16 protein-coding genes are annotated in these 18,171 nt (G+C 60.0%); 15 read left to right on the forward strand and 1 reads right to left on the reverse strand.

Annotation, left to right across the window (positions count from 1 at the left end; genetic code table 11):
• The first annotated feature begins 91 nt into the window (after positions 1–91).
• The 15 genes from ABLV52_RS02540 to ABLV52_RS02610 all read left to right on the forward strand — a co-directional run bounded on the left by ABLV52_RS02540 (position 92) and on the right by ABLV52_RS02610 (position 17,031).
• The gene (locus ABLV52_RS02540) at positions 92–370 is read left to right on the forward strand and encodes a BMC domain-containing protein (RefSeq protein ID WP_004146125.1); all 279 of its coding nucleotides are present in this window, start codon (positions 92–94) and stop codon (positions 368–370) included.
• Between the two features lie 53 nt (positions 371–423).
• On the forward strand, positions 424–2,028 hold the full coding sequence (locus tag ABLV52_RS02545) for an acetaldehyde dehydrogenase (acetylating) (protein ID WP_348889956.1): 1,605 nt from the start codon (positions 424–426) through the stop codon (positions 2,026–2,028).
• A 25-nt stretch (positions 2,029–2,053) separates the two neighbouring features.
• Complete coding sequence (locus ABLV52_RS02550; RefSeq protein ID WP_004204134.1) at positions 2,054–2,320, forward strand: EutN/CcmL family microcompartment protein; 267 nt, start codon at positions 2,054–2,056, stop codon at positions 2,318–2,320.
• An 8-nt stretch (positions 2,321–2,328) separates the two neighbouring features.
• Positions 2,329–3,510 carry a 1-propanol dehydrogenase PduQ gene (locus ABLV52_RS02555; RefSeq protein ID WP_348889957.1) on the forward strand — a complete coding sequence of 394 codons (1,182 nt, stop codon included), beginning with the start codon at positions 2,329–2,331 and terminating at the stop codon, positions 3,508–3,510.
• Positions 3,511–3,588: 78 nt separating this feature from the next.
• Positions 3,589–6,975: a choline trimethylamine-lyase gene (gene cutC / locus ABLV52_RS02560; RefSeq protein WP_348889958.1), complete on the forward strand. Its 3,387-nt coding sequence runs from the start codon at positions 3,589–3,591 to the stop codon at positions 6,973–6,975.
• A gap of 85 nt (positions 6,976–7,060) precedes the next feature.
• Entirely contained in the window at positions 7,061–8,008 is a 948-nt protein-coding gene (gene cutD, locus ABLV52_RS02565; RefSeq protein WP_348889959.1) for a choline TMA-lyase-activating enzyme, read from the forward strand.
• A 12-nt stretch (positions 8,009–8,020) separates the two neighbouring features.
• Positions 8,021–8,419, forward strand: coding sequence for a BMC domain-containing protein (locus ABLV52_RS02570; protein ID WP_348889960.1), 399 nt, complete (start codon positions 8,021–8,023; stop codon positions 8,417–8,419).
• Positions 8,416–9,036: a phosphate propanoyltransferase gene (locus ABLV52_RS02575; RefSeq protein ID WP_348889961.1), complete on the forward strand. Its 621-nt coding sequence runs from the start codon at positions 8,416–8,418 to the stop codon at positions 9,034–9,036. The genes ABLV52_RS02570 and ABLV52_RS02575 overlap by 4 nt, the downstream gene beginning before the upstream one ends.
• 12 nt (positions 9,037–9,048) lie before the next feature.
• Positions 9,049–9,717 carry a hypothetical protein gene (locus tag ABLV52_RS02580; protein WP_117134254.1) on the forward strand — a complete coding sequence of 223 codons (669 nt, stop codon included), beginning with the start codon at positions 9,049–9,051 and terminating at the stop codon, positions 9,715–9,717.
• A gap of 31 nt (positions 9,718–9,748) precedes the next feature.
• Positions 9,749–10,162, forward strand: coding sequence for a multidrug efflux SMR transporter (locus ABLV52_RS02585; RefSeq protein ID WP_086076463.1), 414 nt, complete (start codon positions 9,749–9,751; stop codon positions 10,160–10,162).
• A 17-nt stretch (positions 10,163–10,179) separates the two neighbouring features.
• Positions 10,180–10,509 (forward strand): multidrug efflux SMR transporter, encoded by a 330-nt coding sequence (locus tag ABLV52_RS02590; RefSeq protein WP_004204123.1) that lies wholly within the window; start codon positions 10,180–10,182, stop codon positions 10,507–10,509.
• A 276-nt stretch (positions 10,510–10,785) separates the two neighbouring features.
• Positions 10,786–11,793, forward strand: coding sequence for a tryptophan--tRNA ligase (trpS, locus tag ABLV52_RS02595; RefSeq protein WP_087827577.1), 1,008 nt, complete (start codon positions 10,786–10,788; stop codon positions 11,791–11,793).
• 305 nt (positions 11,794–12,098) lie between these two features.
• Entirely contained in the window at positions 12,099–13,166 is a 1,068-nt protein-coding gene (locus ABLV52_RS02600; RefSeq protein ID WP_048296580.1) for an HlyD family efflux transporter periplasmic adaptor subunit, read from the forward strand.
• Positions 13,163–15,907 (forward strand): ribosome-associated ATPase/putative transporter RbbA, encoded by a 2,745-nt coding sequence (gene rbbA, locus ABLV52_RS02605; RefSeq protein ID WP_348889962.1) that lies wholly within the window; start codon positions 13,163–13,165, stop codon positions 15,905–15,907. The genes ABLV52_RS02600 and rbbA overlap by 4 nt, the downstream gene beginning before the upstream one ends.
• The gene (locus ABLV52_RS02610; RefSeq protein ID WP_048336335.1) at positions 15,907–17,031 is read left to right on the forward strand and encodes an ABC transporter permease; all 1,125 of its coding nucleotides are present in this window, start codon (positions 15,907–15,909) and stop codon (positions 17,029–17,031) included. The genes rbbA and ABLV52_RS02610 overlap by 1 nt, the downstream gene beginning before the upstream one ends.
• 41 nt (positions 17,032–17,072) lie before the next feature.
• Here the strand turns inward: ABLV52_RS02610 and ABLV52_RS02615 are convergent, their stop codons facing one another.
• Positions 17,073–17,390, reverse strand: coding sequence for a hypothetical protein (locus ABLV52_RS02615; protein WP_004204117.1), 318 nt, complete (start codon positions 17,388–17,390; stop codon positions 17,073–17,075).
• Between the last annotated feature and the right edge of the window lie 781 nt (positions 17,391–18,171).

The raw sequence follows: 18,171 nt of genomic DNA on the forward strand, positions 1-18,171 counted from the left end.
AGTGGTGACCTCGCTGGTCATCGCGCGTCCGCATAACGACATCAACAAAATCGTCTCGCATTACAAAATTGCGGACTAACGGAGAAACCTGATGAAAGAAGCGCTTGGTCTTATCGAAACCAAAGGTCTGGTGGCCTGTATTGAAGCCGCGGACGCGATGTGCAAAGCCGCCAACGTCGAATTGATTGGCTATGAAAACGTCGGCTCCGGCCTGGTCACCGCCATGGTGAAAGGCGACGTCGGCGCGGTCAACGCGGCGGTAGACTCCGGCGTGGAAGCGGCGAAACGCATTGGCGAAGTCGTCAGCTCTCGCGTCATCGCGCGTCCCCATAACGACATCGAAAAAATCGCGGCGCAGCACAAAGCATGACCTGACAGGGCACGCCCCGTCCCCACTCTTTTCGTCTGATGAAGGATAGACTCATGATTGAACTGGATAACGATTTGCAGTCCCGGCAGAACGCCCGGGAACTGGTGCGCAACGCCAAAAAGGCGCAGGCAATGCTGGCCACCTTTTCGCAGCAGCAAATCGACGCCATCGTGAAAAACGTGGCCCAGGAAGCAGCGCACCACGCTGAAGCGCTGGCGAAAATGGCCGCGGAAGAGACCGGTTTTGGCAACTGGCAGGACAAAGTGCTGAAAAACCGCTTCGCCTCGCTGCGCGTCTACGACGCCATCAAAGATATGAAGACCGTTGGCATCATTCATGACGACCCGGTAAAAAAAGTGATGGACGTGGGCGTGCCGCTGGGCGTGATTTGCGCGCTGGTACCCTCAACTAATCCAACCTCTACGGTTATCTACAAAGCGCTGATTGCCCTCAAGGCCGGCAACGCCATTATCTTCTCCCCGCACCCGGGCGCGCGTCAGTGCAGCTGGAAAGCGATTGAGATCGTCAAACGCGCGGCGGAAGCGGCCGGCGCGCCGGAGGGCAGCGTCGACGGCATCACCCAATTGACCCTCGAAGCCACCTCAGAGCTCATGCACAGCAAAGACGTTTCGCTGATCCTCGCCACCGGCGGGGAAGGCATGGTGCGCGCGGCCTACGCGTCCGGCACCCCGACCATCAGCGGCGGCCCGGGCAACGGCCCGGCATTTATCGAACGCAGCGCCGATATCCATCACGCGGTGAAAGACATCATCACCAGCAAAACCTTCGATAATGGGGTGATTTGCGCCTCCGAGCAGTCGATCATTGTCGAAGGCTGCATTTACGATGAGGTTCACCGCGAGCTGGAAGCGCAGGGCGCTTACTTCATGAATGAAGATGAAGCGGCGAAAATGGCGGCGCTGCTGCTGCGCTCGAACGGCACCATCAACCCGAAAGTGGTCGGCAAAACCGCGCTGTACCTCAGCCAGATGGCCGGCTTCTGCGTCCCGGCCAGCACCAAAGTGCTGATCGCCGAGCAGACCACCGTCTCGCCGAAAAACCCCTACTCGCGGGAAAAACTGTGCCCGGTACTCGGCCTGTACGTGGCAGAGGACTGGAAAGCCGCCTGCCACCGCGTGGTAGAGCTGCTGACTAATGAAGGGCTCGGCCATACGCTGGTGATCCACACCCGCAACCAGGACGTCATCCGCCAGTTCAGCCTCGAAAAACCAGTCAACCGCATCCTGATAAACACCCCGGCGGCGCTCGGCGGCATCGGCGCCACCACCAATATCTCCCCGGCGCTGACCCTCGGCTGCGGCGCGGTCGGCGGCGGCTCCAGCTCCGACAACGTCGGCCCGATGAACCTGCTCAACATCCGCAAAGTCGGCTACGGCGTGCGTTCGATTGACGAACTGCGCGCCCCGGGCAGCCGCCCTGAACCGCAGCCGACCATCGTCACGTCGGCGAGCGATCCGCAGCGCAGCATTCTCGATGACGTGCGTTTCAGCGCCCCGGCGAGCGCTGCGCCAGCACACCCGGCAGGCAGCGATGACCGCTTCGCCAGCCCAGGCGCCGCAGCGAATGCGGAAGGCGCAATCAACGAGCAAAACGTGGAACGCGTTATCCGCCAGGTGCTGGAGCGCCTTGCTAAGTAACGCACTGATATAAGGCGATAAAACGATGATTCTCGCAAAGGTGACCGGCCATGTTGTCGCCACGCAAAAATGCGATGAGCTGCGCGGCAGCAACCTGCTGTTGATCACTCGCTTAGATGACAAACAGCAGCCGATGAAGGACCAGACCTGGGTCGCCGTCGATAACGTCGGCGCCGGTATGCACGACATCGTGCTGGCGGAAGAGTACTTCGCGCTCAATAAAGAGCGCTACAAAGCGATGTCGGTGGTCGCCATTGTTGAGAAGGTGTTTCGGGACGCCGAACAGGAGTGAATAGCCCAATGAGTGAATTTTTACTGAAACCGCGGATTTGCTTCGGTCAGGACGCCCTCTCGGTGCTGAACGAACTTTCCGCCCGCAGCGTGCTGCTGGTGACCGATCAAGCGATGGTGAAGTTTGGCCTCGCCGAGCGCGTCACCGCCCTGCTGCGCCAGCGCGGGATCGCCTGGCAGGTGTGGGACGACGTGGTGGCGGATCCGGATATCACCACCGTGGTGCGCGGTATGAAGCTGATGGATAACCACTACCCGGATCTGGTTATCGCGCTCGGCGGCGGTTCGGTTATCGATGCCGCCAAAGCGGTTATTTTCTCCCTGGCGCAAACCCGTCCGCTGGCAGGCCGTCCCCGTCCGTGCTTCGTCGCCATCCCGACCACCAGCGGTACCGGTTCGGAAGTCACCGCCTTTTCGGTGGTGAAAGCCAACGCGGAAAAACTGGTGCTGGTGGATGCGTCATTGCTGCCGGATATCGCCATTCTGGACCCGGCGCTGGTGGCTTCGGTGCCGCCGGCAATTACCGCCGACACCGGCATGGACGTGCTGTGTCACGCCCTTGAGGCCTACGTCTCCCGCGCCGCCAGCGACTTTTCCGACGCCCTGGCGGAGAAAGTGGTGCAGCAGGTATTTCGCTATCTGCCAACCTGCTGGCGCAGCGGTGACGACCTGCAGGCGCGCGAAAAGATGCACAACGCCTCCTGCATGGCGGGGATGGCCTTCACCAACGCATCGCTGGGGATCACCCACAGCCTGGCCCACGCGCTCGGCGGCGTCTTCCGCGTGCCCCATGGCCGCGCCAACGCCCTGCTGATGGCGCACGTCGTCGCCTGGAACGCCGATTTCCACGGCCAGTGCGACACCTTCGCGGCGCATAAATATGCCCGCCTGGCGCATCTGCTGGATCTGCCTGCCGCCTCGCCGCGCCAGGGCGTCGCCAGCCTGCTGGTCGCCATTCAGGCCTTAAAAGACGAACTAAGCATGCCCTCCGGCATCAGCGAAACCGGCATCGAGGCGGCTGAATTCGACCGCCGTTTGCCGGAGATGGTTGGCCAGGCGCTGCGCGACAGCTGCACGCCAACCAACCCACGTACGCCGGACGCTAATGCGTTAACCGAGCTTTATCGCCATGCGTGGTCCGGTTGCCCGGAATCGCCCGGCGGCGCTCCGCTTGCACGGGCCTACGGGTAACGCGCGAGTAGGCCGGGTCAGCGCAGCGCCACCCGGCAACAATGCGGGCAACTAACAAGAACATCTGGAGAATACTTCATGGCACACTACAACTTAACGCCGCGCGTAAAAGTGCTGGCAGACCGTTTACTCGCCCAGAAAAGCACGCTGTGCACCGAACATGCCACCACGCTGAACGCTCTGGATGGCGATATCGCGGGCGTTCCCGCCGCCGTGAAACCGGCGCGCCGTTTCTATGAACTGATGCGCCAGCTGCCGCTGACCATCAGCCCCGATGAACTCATTGTCGGCAACCAGAGCCGTAAACCGCACGGGGCGATTTTCCATGACGAAAACGCGACCCGTCGCCCATCGGCTTTCCAGTTCCTCAACCTCAATAGCGATCTGGATTCGCCGGACTACAGGCTGGTGGTCGAAAAAGGGGTGCTGGCGATTAAGCACCAGCTGGAAGAGAAAACCCGCGCACTCGGCAGCGCGGTCAGCCGCAGCGGTATGGATGAAGTCAACGGCTGCCGCGCCGCCATCTACGCCTGCGACGCCCTGCTGGCGCTGGCGCAAAATCTGGCCAACAGCGCCGAGCAGCTGGCGGCGGCGGAGACCAATGCTTATCGCAAAGCCGAGCTGCTCGATAGCGCAGCCATTCTCCACCACGTGCCGGCCCATCCGGCGCGTAATTTCAAAGAAGCCTGCCAGGCGTTCTATCTGTTCCAGCTGGCGCTCCAGCTGGATAACGGCAGCTATGCAGTCAACCCGGAAGGGGCGGACAAAGCGCTGCTGCCTTACTTCCAGCGCGATATCAATAGCGGCGCGCTGAATACCCAGCAGGCGTATGAAATCGTGGAGTGCCTGTGGTTCAAGCTGGCGGAACTGAGCGAAGTCCGCGCCGCCTGCGCCATTGACGGCTATCCGATGCTCGACGCCATGCTGCACGGCGCAGCGTTTGACCATGCTGAAGTGAATGAACTCTCGGCGATGTTTATCAGCGCCCAGCGTAACCTCAGCGCGCTGAATCTGCCGGTGCGTCTGTTTAGCGGCGTACAGCAGGTCAGCCACGCCCCGTTTGCCGCCTGCGCCGACACGCCGGTGATGGAAGGGTTAACCCCGCGTATGCAGCGCCTGCGCAACCACTACCTGACGGTACGTCCGAGCGTCTCTATCTATCGCGCGCTGGCCTTTACCGAAGTGGTGAAAGCCAACCCCGGCATGCCGACAATTCTGCTGCGCGCCAAAGCCTTCCGCCACGCCTGCGAAACCGCGCCAATTCTGATTCAGGACGATGAGCTGATCGTCGGTCATCCGTGCGGCAAGCCGCGCGCGGGCGCCTTCTCGCCGGACATCGCCTGGCGCTGGGTACGCGACGAGCTCGACACGATGAGCACCCGCCCGCAGGATCCGTTTGAGATCAGCGAAGCAGATAAAAAAACCATTCGCGAAGAGATCGTCCCATTCTGGGAAGGCCGTTCGCTGGATGAGATTTGCGAAGCGCAATACCGTGAGGCTGGCGTCTGGGCCTTCAGCGGCGAGACCTTCGTCAGCGACCTCTCTTATCACCAGATTAACGGCGGCGGCGATACCTGCCCGGGCTACGACGTACTGCTGTTCACCAAAGGGATGAACGGGATCAAAGCCGATGCCGAGGCGCATCTGGCCAGCCTGAGCATGGAAAATCCGGAAGATATCGACCGCATTTACTACTACAAAGCGGCGATTGAAACCTGCGAAGGGGTGGTCAACTACGCTCGCCGCATCGCCGCCCATGCCCGCGAACTGGCGGCTAAAGAGCAAAACGCCCTGCGCCGCGCCGAGCTGCTGACCATCGCCGAAGTGAACGAAAACGTGCCGGCGAATCCGCCGAAAACCCTGCAGGAAGCGCTGCAGAGCATCTGGACCGTGGAATCGCTGTTTGAAATCGAAGAGAACCAGACCGGGCTGTCCCTGGGGCGCGTCGATCAGTACTGCTACCCAATGTTCGAAGCCGATATTCGCGAAGGCCGCCTGACCCACGATACCGCGCTGGAGCTGCTGCAGGCGTTCATCATCAAATGCGCCGAGCTGATGTGGATGTCCAGCGAGCTGGGGGCGAAATATTTCGCCGGCTATCAGCCGTTTATCAACCTGACCGTCGGCGGTCAGAAGCGCTCCGGCGGCGATGCCTGTAACGACCTGACTTATCTGATCATGGACGCCGTGCGCTTCGTGAAGGTTTACCAGCCGTCGCTGGCCTGCCGTATTCACAACCAGTCGCCGCAGAAGTATATGGAAAAAATCGTCGACGTCGTCAAAGCGGGGATGGGCTTCCCGGCCTGCCACTTCGACGACTCCCATATCAAGATGATGCTGCGAAAAGGCTTCGATTTCGAAGACGCCCGCGACTACTGCCTGATGGGCTGCGTTGAGCCGCAGAAATCCGGGCGCATCTACCAGTGGACCTCCACCGGCTACACCCAGTGGCCTATCGCTATCGAGTTCGTGCTTAACCGCGGGCGGATGGTGCTGTTCGATAGCTATCAGGGGCTGGACACCGGCGACCTCCGCGACCTGCGCACCTTCGAAGCATTCGACGCGGCGGTGAAACAGCAGATCGCCCATATCGTGCGCCTGTCGGCCATCGGCACCGTCATCAGCCAGCGCGTCCACCGCGATGTGGCGCCGAAGCCGCTGATGTCGCTGCTGGTCGAAGGCTGCATGGAGAGCGGCAAAGATGTCGCCGCCGGCGGCGCGATGGTCAACCACGGTCCGGGGCTGATTTTCTCCGGTCTGGCGACCTACGTCGACTCGATGGCGGCGATCCGCAAGCTGGTGTTCGAAGAGAAGAAATACACCCTTGAGCAGATCCGCGATGCGCTGCTGGCCAACTTTGAAGGTTACGAAGCGCTGCGCCGCGACTGCCTGAACGCGCCGAAATACGGTAACGACGATAACTATGTCGATCAGTACGCGCTCGATATTACCGAATGGACCGAGAAAGAGTGCCGTAAGTACAAGATGCTCTACTCGACCCTCAGCCACGGCACCCTGTCTATCTCCAACAACACGCCCATCGGCGAGCTAACCAACGCCACGCCGAACGGCCGCCTGGCGTGGATGCCGCTCTCCGATGGCATCAGCCCGACCCAGGGCGCGGATAAGCAAGGCCCGACGGCGATTATCAAGTCGGTCAGCAAGATGAACGTGGAAACCATGAACATCGGCATGGTTCACAACTTCAAATTCCTCAAAGGGCTGCTGGATACCCCGGAAGGTCGCCATGGCCTGATTACCTTGCTGCGTACCGCCTCGATTCTCGGCAATGGGCAGATGCAGTTCAGCTATGTCGATAACGAAGTGCTGAAGAAGGCGCAGCAGGAGCCGGAGAAATACCGCGACCTGATCGTTCGCGTCGCCGGCTACAGCGCCTACTTCGTTGAGCTGTGCAAAGAGGTCCAGGACGAGATCATCAGCCGTACGGTGATTGAGAAGTTCTAGTTCTCTTAAAGAGAATTAAATGAGCTGTATTTGAGAAATAACCGGAAGTTCTCCGTCCCGTAACGGGACGGAGCGGGAGGCAAGCGTGATCGCAAAACAAGAATTAACGGGCCGAATTTTCAATATCCAGAAATATTCGATCTATGACGGCGATGGCATTCGCACGCTGGTGTTTTTTAAGGGCTGCAACATTCGCTGCCCGTGGTGCGCCAACCCGGAAGGGCTGAGCAGTCAGTTCCAGGTGATGTTCTCGCACGACAAATGCATTAACTGCGGCGACTGCGTCAGCGTCTGTCCGGCGGGTATTCATTATCGGGCGGAAGAGAATGGCGAAATGAAGCACTTCGTCGACCGCCATAAAGACTGCATCGGCTGCCGCAAATGTGAAGAGATTTGCACCCGGAACGCACTGGACATTATGGGCAAGGACGTCACCGTCAGCGAGCTGATGGAGATCATCATGCAGGACTACGACTTCTACATCTCCTCCGGCGGCGGCGTGACCATCGGCGGCGGCGAGATGAGCCTGCAAACTGATTTTGCCGTCGCCTTATTCAGCGAATGCAAAAAGATGATGATTAACACCGCCGTCGAAACCCAGGGCACCACACCGCTTGCCAACTACCAGAAGCTGGCGCCGGTCACCGACACCTTCTTATTCGACATTAAGCAGATTAACAGCGAACACCACAAGGCGATGCTCGGCATCGGCAACGAAGGGATCCGCCGCAATCTCGAATGGCTGGTGGATTCCGGCGCCAACGTCATTGTGCGTATGCCGCTCATTCGCGGCTACAACGACTCATTCGACGCCATTACCGGCGCCATTGATTACGTACAGAAGCTGGCGAAGCGCGGGAATATCCGCCGCATCGACATGCTGCCGTACCACCAGCTGGGACGCAAAAAGTACGAACGCCTGGATATGCCCTACCCGATTAGTCAGGACCCGTCTTATTCAGCGGATGAACTGGACCGGCTGGAAGCCTTCTTCCGGCAATTTGATTTTGATATTCGCTTAGTCCGCCATTAACAGGAGCCGACCATGAAAAGTTTAGGCGTAATTGAAACGCGAGGATGGGTCGCCGCCATTCAGGCCGTCGACGCCGCCTGTAAAGCCGCGGGCGTGACCTGCATTGGCTATCGCAAACCAGGCTCCGGGCTGGTGAGCGTCTGCTTTGAAGGGGAAATCAGCGCCATCCACACCGCTATCGAACGCGGCGTGGCGGTTGCCGGCGCCGAGCACACCGTGAAGTCGTTGGTTATTGCCCGCCCGGAGCGCTGCGTGGTTGAAGCGTTGAGCAACCTCAAAGGCAACCCGCCGTGCGAGGAAAAAATAGCCGAACCGGTAGTTATCGCCGCCCCGGCCCCCATCGTCCCGCCTACCGCCCCGAGCGAAACAGAAGATAAACATCCGGCGCTGAAGAAAGGGAAGAAGTCATGATCGACACCGTGGTTCGCGAAAAAATCGCCGCCCGCCTGAGCGCAACGGCGCCGGCGATCCCGGTGGGGATCTCCAACCGCCACGTCCATCTCGCGCAACAGGACGTCGAGGCGTTGTTCGGTAAAGGCTACAGCCTGACGCCGTTCAAACCGCTGCGCCAGCCGGGGCAGTTCGCCGCCCAGGAGTGCGTGACCGTCGTCGGGCCGAAGGGCTCGCTGACCAACGTCCGTGTCCTCGGACCGACCCGCCCGGTATCGCAACTGGAAGTATCGCGCGCCGACTGCTTCACGCTCGGCATTCACGCGCCAGTTCGTGAGTCCGGGCAACTGGAGAATGCCGGTAGCGCTCTGCTGATTGGCCCCGCCGGTCACGTTGCGCTCCATTCGCAAGTGATTTGCGCCTGGCGGCATATTCATATGTCGTCGCAGGACGCGCGCCAGCTCAACGTCAGCAACGGCCAGAAGGTCAGCGTACGCAGCCATGGCGAACGCCAGCTGACATTCGACGAAGTGGTGGTGCGGGTGCGCGATGACTTCGCGCTGGAATTTCACATCGACACCGAAGAAGCCAATGCCGCCGGGTTGAAAAACGGCGCGCAGGTGACGCTCATCGGCTAACGGAGGCTCGCCATGACCGACGAACAGATTGAAGGTGTGGTTGCTCGTATTTTGCAGCGCCTGCGGCCGCCGGTACTGGTAATGGTCACCGCCGCTGATGGTTATCGCGCGGCGATCCGCCAGCGTCTGGCGGGAAGCGGCTATCCGCTGCGCCTCGCGCTGGAGGAAGGCCTCGCTGACGCCGCCGCGTGGCGAGAGGTAGGCGAGATTATCCCGTCATCGTCCTGGCAGGATGTCCTGCCGCCAGCGCCATGGCGGGCGGTGCTGCTGCCTTTTCTCGATTATCCGCAAGCCTCGGATCTGCTGAACGGCACCCTGCGCAATGCAGTCTCCCGCTGCGCGCACGAGGCGCTGCTGGCGGGTATTCCGGTGCTGGCGCTGCGCTACCACTGCGATCCACACAGCGAGCTCAACCAGCTGCGCGGCACGCAGGCCGGCAGCGCCTACGCCGGGCATCTGCAGGCCACGCTGGCTCGTCTGGAAGCCTGCGGCGTCTTCCTCGGCACCATGAATGAGCTGCTGGCGAAGCTGGACGCGCCCACCGCGCCAGCAGACGCCAACAGCGAACCGCGCCGTTATCTTACCGTCACAGACGTGGTGAATAATCCGGCGCTGGCAGCGGCCCCGCGCGCTCAGCTGACCGATGCGGCCATTGATTACTTAAAAAACAGAAAGATATGACCTTACCCTACGAAAAATCTGGAGCTTAACGATGTCCTCGAAAACTAAATGCTGGTTATGGATGCTGCTGGTTATCCTCTCCGAAACCTCGGCAACCTCGACGTTAAAAATGTTCGGTAGCAGTGAAGGCGGCAGCAAAATGCTGCTGCTCGGGCTGCTGATTGCGCTTTACTGCACCTGCTATTACTCGCTCTCAAGGGCGGTGAAAGATATCCCGGTCGGCCTGGCGTACGCCACCTGGTCCGGCACCGGCATCCTGGTGGTCTCGACGCTGGGAATGGCATTCTATGGCCAGCACCCGGATACCGCCGCCATCATCGGCATGGCGGTGATCGCCAGCGGCATCATTATCATGAACCTGTTCTCAAAAATGGGTTCCGAAGAGAACGAAGAGGCGGCGCCCGCCGCGCCCGCCGCCGCCATGGATAAGAACATCGCTAACTAACAGGAAAGGAATACCCTATGTTTAATCTCGGATTTTTATGGCTGGCGCTGTCTATCGGCTCCGAAATCACCGGCACCTCGATGATCAAAAAGACCAACGGTTTCAGCAAACTGGCTCCTTCGGTGTTGGTGGTCTGCGCCTACGGCCTCTGCTACTTCGCCCTCACCCGCGCGATGAGCACCATCCCTGTGGGCGTGGCCTACTCGCTGTGGTGCGGCTTCGGTATCGTCGGCGTGACTATCTGCTCGATGATCCTCTATAAGCAGAAACCGGACCTGGCGGCCATTATCGCCATGGCGCTGATTATCTCCGGCGGCGTGATCATGAACGTCTTCTCGACCATGTAACATGGTCTTTTATCCTGTTTCCCGGCCTGCGCGGACAGTCCCTCGGCCCGCGCAAGCGCAGCGCCGCCGGGCCTTTTACAAAACAGGTTTACCCCACTATGGTTTCGTGGCAGGATAAAAAGATGAACAGAAACGCGATCGTAACCTATCCCCGCCGTTGGTGGCTGCCTGCATAACAGGCGGCACGATACACGTTTCCATTTTCAAAGCCGCCGGAAGGCGGCTTTGGTGTTTTCAGGACGTCTTTCGGCTGAACAGTCTGATAAGGAGTCCCTGATGAACCATCCGCAAACCATCCTCACTGGCGACCGCCCCACCGGCCAGCTACATCTTGGCCACTACGTCGGCTCACTGCGCCAGCGCGTCGCGCTGCAGCACGACCACCAGCAGTTTATCCTGATCGCCGACCTGCAAGGGCTCACTGACAACGGCAGCAACCCGCAAAAAATAAGCCATCATATTCTCGAAGTGATGGCCGATTATCTGGCCGTCGGCATTGACCCCAGGCTCACCACGATCTGCCTGCAGTCCGCCCTGCCCGCGCTGGCGGAGCTCAGCGCACTGTATATGAATATCGTCACCGTCGCCCGTGTGGAACGTAATCCGACGGTCAAAAATGAGATTGCCCAGAAGGGATTCGCCCGTTCGCTGCCGGTGGGCTTTCTCGCCTATCCGATTAGCCAGGCGGCCGATATCACCGCCTTCAAAGCCGAACTGGTGCCAGTGGGCGACGATCAGCTACCGATGATTGAGCAGACCAACGAGATCGTCCACAAGATGAATAGCCTCACCGGCGCGCCAGTGCTGCGCCACTGCAAGGCGCTACTCAGCGAAGTGAGCCGCCTGCCGGGCGTCGACGGCAACGCCAAAATGTCGAAATCGCTGGGCAATACGCTGACGTTATCGGCCAGTGAAGAGGAGATCCACCGCGCGGTCAGCGCGATGTATACCGACCCGACGCACCTGAGAGTCAGCGATCCGGGGCATGTCGACGGCAACGTGGTGTTCACCTATCTCGACGCTTTCCATAGCGATAAGGCACTGGTGGCTGAGATGAAAGCCCACTATCAGCGCGGCGGGCTGGGGGATCGCCAGTGTAAAAATGAACTGGAAACCTGCCTGCAGGCGCTCCTGGCGCCGATCCGCGAACGGCGGGCCACCTTTATTCAGGATAAAGGGATGCTGCTGGAATTGTTGCGTCAGGGCAGCGAGCGCGCCCACCAGTTGACGCAGCAGACGCTGCATGAGGTGAAACGAGGTCTGGGGCTGCCGGTCCTGTTCTGAGGTGATGAAAGGTTTCCGATAGTGGATATTTTGTTAACGCGCCGACAAGACCCTGCCTTTAGTGTGGACAACACCGTCGCGGATGTTACTATCACGTTAACGGTAGCTCTCACTATGCGTGTTTCATTAAGGCCAGGATCGCTGATGATGACCACATAAGTAGTACAGCGTTCGGCTGCGCATCGGCGCGGTAGAGCGCTGCGTCAGCGGCCCTTCCCCACTCATTCGTCCTTCGCAAGGAGGACGCTCCGCCCGCCGGAGAAGACACGCGTATCACTTCGCACAGGGAATCAAGCGAGTCGCGTATGGACAAAATAAAGAAACGTTGGACAGGGTATTTTGTCGGCTTACTGGTGGTACTCGCCGCCGCAGCATGGTGGCTGCTGCGCCCGCCGGGCCTCCCGGAGGGTTTTGCCAGTAGCAACGGACGAATCGAAGCCACCGAGGTGGATATTGCCAGCAAAATCGCCGGGCGTATCGACACCATTCTGGTCAAAGAGGGTCAGTTCGTGCACCAGGGAGAGGTGCTGGCGAGAATGGATACCCGTGTACTGAACGAGCAGCGTCTTGAAGCCGCCGCGCAAATCAAGGAAGCGGAAAGCGCGGTCCTGGCCGCCAGAGCCTTGCTCGATCAGCGGCAAAGTGAAATGCGCGCCAGCGAAGCGGTAGTGAAGCAGCGTCAGGCGGAGCTGGATTCCACGGCGAAACGCCATGTTCGCTCAAACACCCTCTCTCAGCGCGGCGCCGTCTCCGCTCAGCAACTGGATGACGATCGCGCGGCGGCGGAGAGCGCTCGCGCGGCGCTGGAGTCGGCGAAAGCCCAGGTCTCAGCCGCCCGCGCCGCCATCGAGGCCGCCCGCACCAGCATTATTCAGGCGCAAACCCGCGTCGAAGCCGCCCAGGCGACCGAGCGGCGGATCCTCGCCGATATTGACGATAGCGAGCTGAAAGCCCCCCGCGACGGCCGTATTCAGTATCGCGTCGCCGAGCCGGGTGAAGTGCTGGCCGCCGGTGGTCGGGTGCTGAATATGGTCGATCTCGCCGACGTCTATATGACTTTCTTTCTGCCCACCGAACAGGCAGGTCTGCTGGCGCTCGGCAGCGAAGCGCGCTTGATCCTCGATGCCGCTCCGGATCTGGTGATCCCGGCCAATATCAGCTTTGTCGCCAGCGTCGCCCAGTTCACGCCGAAAACGGTGGAGACCCGCGACGAGCGCCTCAAACTGATGTTCCGCGTCAAAGCGCGCATCCCGCCGGAGCTGCTGGCGCAGCACCTGGAGTATGTCAAAACCGGTCTGCCCGGCATGGCTTACGTGCGGCTGGATAACCAGCAGTCCTGGCCTGAAGCCCTGACGGTGAGGTTGCCGCAATGATACTGACGCCACAGGATACCTCGCCCCCCGTCGCCCGGCTGGACAACGTTGGCCAGCGCTTCGGCACCACCGTGGCGCTGCGGGATATCAGTCTGGCTATCCCGGCGCGGCGCATGGTCGGCCTGATTGGCCCGGACGGCGTCGGCAAATCGAGCCTGCTCTCTCTCATCGCCGGGGCGCGGGCCATTGAGCAGGGTAACGTGATGGTGCTCGGCGGGGATATGCGCGACGTTCATCACCGCCGCGAGGTGTGCCCGAAGATTGCCTGGATGCCGCAGGGGCTGGGGAAAAACCTCTATCACACCCTTTCGGTGTATGAAAACGTCGACTTCTTCGCCCGCCTGTTTGGCCACGATAAAGCCGAACGCGAATCTCGTATCAACGAGCTGCTGCAGAGCACCGGGCTGGCGCCGTTTCGCGATCGCCCGGCGGGTAAGCTCTCCGGCGGGATGAAGCAAAAGCTGGGGCTCTGTTGCGCCCTTATCCACGACCCGCAGCTGCTGATCCTCGATGAACCCACCACCGGCGTCGACCCGCTTTCCCGGGCGCAGTTCTGGGAGCTTATCGACAGCATTCGTCAGCGCCAGCCGGAGATGAGCGTACTGGTGGCTACCGCCTACATGGAAGAGGCTGAGCGCTTTGACTGGCTGGTGGCGATGAACGCCGGCGAGGTGCTGGCGACCGGTACCGCTGCGGAGCTGAAAGCGCAGACCGGCAGTCAGACGCTGGAGCAGGCGTTTATCGCCCTGCTGCCGGAAGCGCAGCGCCAGGCGCATAAGGCAGTGGTAATCCCGCCGCGCGACGACCGCGAGGAAGAGATCGCCATCGAAGCCCGTGGGCTGACCATGCGCTTTGGCGACTTCGTCGCCGTCGACCACGTTAACTTCCGCATCGCCCGCGGTGAAATCTTCGGCTTCCTCGGCTCCAACGGCTGCGGCAAGTCCACCACCATGAAGATGCTCACCGGCCTGCTGCCCGCCAGCGAAGGCGAAGCCTGGCTGTTCGGCCAGCCGGTCGACCCGAAAGATATCGCTACCCGCCAGCGGGTGGGCTATATGTCGCAGGCTTTCTCGCTCTATAGCGAACTGACCGTCCGGCAAAACCTCGAACTGCACGCCCGCCTGTTTCATATTCCGGACGGCGAAATCCCCGGTCGGGTGGCGGAAATGAGCGAGCGCTTCATGCTCAGCGAAGTGGAAGACGCCCTGCCCACCGCCCTGCCGCTGGGCATCCGTCAGCGTCTGTCGCTGGCGGTGGCGGTCATCCATCGCCCGGAAATGCTGATCCTCGACGAACCCACCTCCGGGGTCGATCCGGTGGCACGGGATATGTTCTGGCAGCTGATGGTCGACCTCGCGCGTCAGGATCGGGTGACCATTTTTATCTCCACCCACTTTATGAATGAGGCAGAACGCTGCGACCGCATCTCGCTGATGCACGCCGGCAAGGTGCTGGCCAGCGATACGCCGCAGGCGCTGGTCGAGCAGCGCGGTGCCGCCAGCCTCGAAGAGGCGTTTATCGCCTGGCTCCAGGAGGCGCAGCCAACCGCCGCAGCTCCTGAGGAACCTGCGCCAGCTGCAGCATCCCATCCAGAACGCGCGGCCCCGCGCCAGGCCTTCAGTCTGCAACGGCTGTTCAGCTACAGCCGCCGCGAAGCGCTGGAACTGCGCCGCGATCCGGTGCGCTCGACGCTGGCGCTGCTGGGAACGGTGATCCTGATGTTTATCATGGGCTATGGGATCAGCATGGACGTCGAGGATCTGCGCTTTGCGGTACTCGACCGCGATCAAACCCTCAGCAGTCAGGGCTGGTCGCAGAATATCGCTGGCTCACGTTACTTTATCGAACAGGCGCCGCTGCGCAGTTACGATGAGCTCGACCGGCGGATGCGCGACGGCGAGCTGGCGGTGGCGATAGAGATCCCGCCGAACTTTGGCCGCGATATCGCCCGCGGCACGCCGGTGCAAATCGGCGTCTGGGTGGATGGCGCAATGCCAAACCGCGCGGAAACGGTACGCGGCTACGTGCAGGCCATGCATCTGGCCTGGCTGCAGGAGATGGCCGCCCGGCAGAGCAGTCCGCAGCGCGCTACCTCTCTCATCTCCATTGAGACCCGCTATCGCTATAACCCGGACGTGAAGAGCCTGCCGGCCATCGTCCCGGCGGTGATCCCGCTGCTGCTGATGATGATCCCGGCGATGCTCAGCGCCCTGAGCGTGGTACGCGAGAAGGAGCTCGGGTCGATCATCAACCTGTACGTGACGCCGACCACCCGCAGCGAATTCCTGCTCGGCAAGCAGATGCCTTACATCGTACTGGGAATGTTTAACTTCTTTTTGCTGTGCGCGCTGTCGGTCTTCGTCTTTGGTGTATCACATAAGGGCAGCTTCCTGACGCTGGGCCTGGCGGCGCTGCTCTATGTCACCATCGCCACCGGACTGGGACTGCTGATCTCAACCTTTATGAAGAGCCAAATCGCCGCCATCTTCGGCACCGCCATCATTACGCTCATCCCGGCGACCCAGTTCTCCGGGATGATCGATCCGGTGGCGTCGCTGGAAGGCCCCGGGCGCTGGATTGGACAAATCTACCCGACCAGCCACTTCCTGACTATCGCCCGCGGCACCTTCTCCAAGGCGCTGAATCTCAGCGATTTGTGGGGCTCCTTTATTCCCCTACTGATTGCGGTGCCGCTGGTGCTCGGGCTGAGCGTGTTGCTGCTGAAGAAACAGGAGGGGTGATGCGCGGATTACGTAATATTTATAACCTCGGCGTTAAAGAGCTGCGCAGCCTGCTGGGTGATAAAGCGATGCTGGCGCTGATCGTGTTTGCTTTTACCGTGTCGGTGTACTCCTCAGCTACGGTGATGCCTGGCTCGCTGCACCTGGCGCCGATTGCGGTTGCCGATATGGATAAGTCGCAGCTCTCTTCACGCATCATTAACGCTTTCTACCGCCCCTGGTTTCTCGAACCGGAGCTGATCACCGCCGATGAGATGGACGCCGGCCTGGATGCCGGGCGCTACACTTTCGCCATCAATATTCCGCCAAATTTCCAGCGCGATGTGCTGGCCGGCCGCCAGCCGGAAGTGCAGGTCAACGTCGACGCCACGCGCATGAGCCAGGCCTTTACCGGCAACGGCTATATCCAGAATATTATTAACGGCGAAGTAAACGGCTTCATTGCCCGCTACCGGGAGAACAGCGTGCTGCCGGTAGAGCTGGCGGTAAGAATGCGCTTTAACCCTAACCTGGAACAGGAGCGCTTTGGCGCGGTGATGGCGATCATCAACAACATCACCATGCTGGCTATTGTCCTCACCGGCTCGGCGCTAATCCGCGAGCGCGAGCACGGTACCATCGAGCATCTGCTGGTGATGCCGGTTACGCCGTTTGAGATCATGATGGCCAAGATCTGGTCGATGGGGCTTGTGGTATTGGTGGTCTCCGGGCTGTCGCTGCTGCTGATGGTTCAGGGGATTTTGCAGGTGCCCATTGAGGGGTCGATTCCACTGTTTATGCTGGGGGTGGCGCTCAGCCTGTTCGCCACCACCTCGATCGGCATTTTTATGGGCACCCTCGCCCGCTCGATGCCGCAGCTGGGGCTGCTGATGATCCTGGTGCTGCTGCCGCTGCAGATGCTCTCTGGCGGCTCCACGCCGCGGGAAAGTATGCCGCAGCTGGTTCAGGATATCATGTTGACCATGCCGACCACCCACTTCGTCAGTCTGGCGCAGGCGATTCTGTACCGCGGCGCCAGCTTCAGTATCGTCTGGCCGCAGTTCTTAACCTTGCTGGCTATCGGAGCGGTGTTCTTTACTATCGCCCTGCTGCGTTTTCGCAAAACGATTGGTCAGATGGCGTAAGGGCTTAAGAAGGGCCGTCGACTCCCGGCGGCCCGAATGGTTTATTTGTGGCGATTCATAAAGTGGCGAAGACCCCAGGTGAAGGCCATCGCCATGCTGAAGAGAATGAACAGCAGCACCACCCAGCTGATGGAGATGCGCAGCAGCGTGCCGGGGGTCATAAACGGCTGCAGATAGACAGTGAAGGACTGGGCGGGTGATTTCCCCAGCAGTTCATACAGGTTATCCGTCAGCCACACGCCGACCCGGCAGAACAGCCAGATTATCGCTGGCCAGCAGAGCAGCACCAGAAAGGTAAAGCGCTCCTGAAGGTAGGTGAAGAGCCGGCGCAACGGCGACCAGTTAAGCAGGATTTTCATTTCTATTCTCATATTGCCAGCCGATAACCAGAGCAGATAACGCAAGGTACGTCGGGCAGCATCCATACAGGCAATCATCCCTCTTTGTATATCAAATTTGCTGTCATATAAACCAGATCAAGTTAACAAAGTGTTAATGATATAGCGGATCAAGCCCAAAAACCGGCAAGATGCATACCCATTGTTGCAATAAATGGGGAGTGAAGTCCTCAGCGGCGGAAATAATTTCGTAATTTCGCTAACGCGTTAATATTCCGAAAGAAGAAGCAGCGCTATTATTTCGCAGAGCACAAGATAATAGCGCTGAAATAGAGAGAGATATTTAACCGTAGCTACTGATAATTATTTTTCGACTCGTATCATTGGATAAATTCACGGTACGAGCGACCACACCACGCGCGTAATTCTCAGTATTTTTCGAGGCAAAAAGATAGGTATTTTATCCGCAGCGTTGCAGAGGTTGTTTATTCACCATACCCGTGTTGCAGGTTTCTGACACCACCCGCCCGGAGAGCGTCAGGTTGGCGGGTTAGCGAAGCAGTAGCAGGACTTCAGGCGATATTTTTCCCTGAGTCGGTGCGACCTATCTTGTCCGCGCCACAGGAGGGGCGTAGCTCCATGTCGGATCCGTAGCCCCGGTAAGCGCAGCGCCACCGGGGGAGGCATACCCCACACAGCAAAAAACCCCGCACCTTTCGGGACGGGGTTCTTTTTAAACGCAAAAACAAAAAGCTCAGTCTTTCGACTGAGCTTTCTGCTTTATTTGATGCCTGGCAGTTCC

This window comes from Klebsiella sp. GB_Kp056, assembly GCF_040064755.1.
Classification (GTDB): Bacteria; Pseudomonadota; Gammaproteobacteria; order Enterobacterales; family Enterobacteriaceae; genus Klebsiella; species Klebsiella quasipneumoniae.

What these genes read in the sequence shown, in the direction of transcription:
- ABLV52_RS02540 (WP_004146125.1), top strand. Translation starts at nt 92, where the DNA reads ATGAAAGAAGCGCTTGGTCTTATCGAAACCAAAGGTCTGGTGGCCTGT.
- ABLV52_RS02545 (WP_348889956.1), top strand. Translation starts at nt 424, where the DNA reads ATGATTGAACTGGATAACGATTTGCAGTCCCGGCAGAACGCCCGGGAA.
- ABLV52_RS02550 (WP_004204134.1), top strand. Translation starts at nt 2,054, where the DNA reads ATGATTCTCGCAAAGGTGACCGGCCATGTTGTCGCCACGCAAAAATGC.
- ABLV52_RS02555 (WP_348889957.1), top strand. Translation starts at nt 2,329, where the DNA reads ATGAGTGAATTTTTACTGAAACCGCGGATTTGCTTCGGTCAGGACGCC.
- cutC (WP_348889958.1), top strand. Translation starts at nt 3,589, where the DNA reads ATGGCACACTACAACTTAACGCCGCGCGTAAAAGTGCTGGCAGACCGT.
- ABLV52_RS02570 (WP_348889960.1), top strand. Translation starts at nt 8,021, where the DNA reads ATGAAAAGTTTAGGCGTAATTGAAACGCGAGGATGGGTCGCCGCCATT.
- ABLV52_RS02575 (WP_348889961.1), top strand. Translation starts at nt 8,416, where the DNA reads ATGATCGACACCGTGGTTCGCGAAAAAATCGCCGCCCGCCTGAGCGCA.
- ABLV52_RS02580 (WP_117134254.1), top strand. Translation starts at nt 9,049, where the DNA reads ATGACCGACGAACAGATTGAAGGTGTGGTTGCTCGTATTTTGCAGCGC.
- ABLV52_RS02585 (WP_086076463.1), top strand. Translation starts at nt 9,749, where the DNA reads ATGTCCTCGAAAACTAAATGCTGGTTATGGATGCTGCTGGTTATCCTC.
- ABLV52_RS02590 (WP_004204123.1), top strand. Translation starts at nt 10,180, where the DNA reads ATGTTTAATCTCGGATTTTTATGGCTGGCGCTGTCTATCGGCTCCGAA.
- trpS (WP_087827577.1), top strand. Translation starts at nt 10,786, where the DNA reads ATGAACCATCCGCAAACCATCCTCACTGGCGACCGCCCCACCGGCCAG.
- ABLV52_RS02600 (WP_048296580.1), top strand. Translation starts at nt 12,099, where the DNA reads ATGGACAAAATAAAGAAACGTTGGACAGGGTATTTTGTCGGCTTACTG.
- rbbA (WP_348889962.1), top strand. Translation starts at nt 13,163, where the DNA reads ATGATACTGACGCCACAGGATACCTCGCCCCCCGTCGCCCGGCTGGAC.
- ABLV52_RS02610 (WP_048336335.1), top strand. Translation starts at nt 15,907, where the DNA reads ATGCGCGGATTACGTAATATTTATAACCTCGGCGTTAAAGAGCTGCGC.
- ABLV52_RS02615 (WP_004204117.1), bottom strand. Translation starts at nt 17,390, where the DNA reads ATGAAAATCCTGCTTAACTGGTCGCCGTTGCGCCGGCTCTTCACCTAC.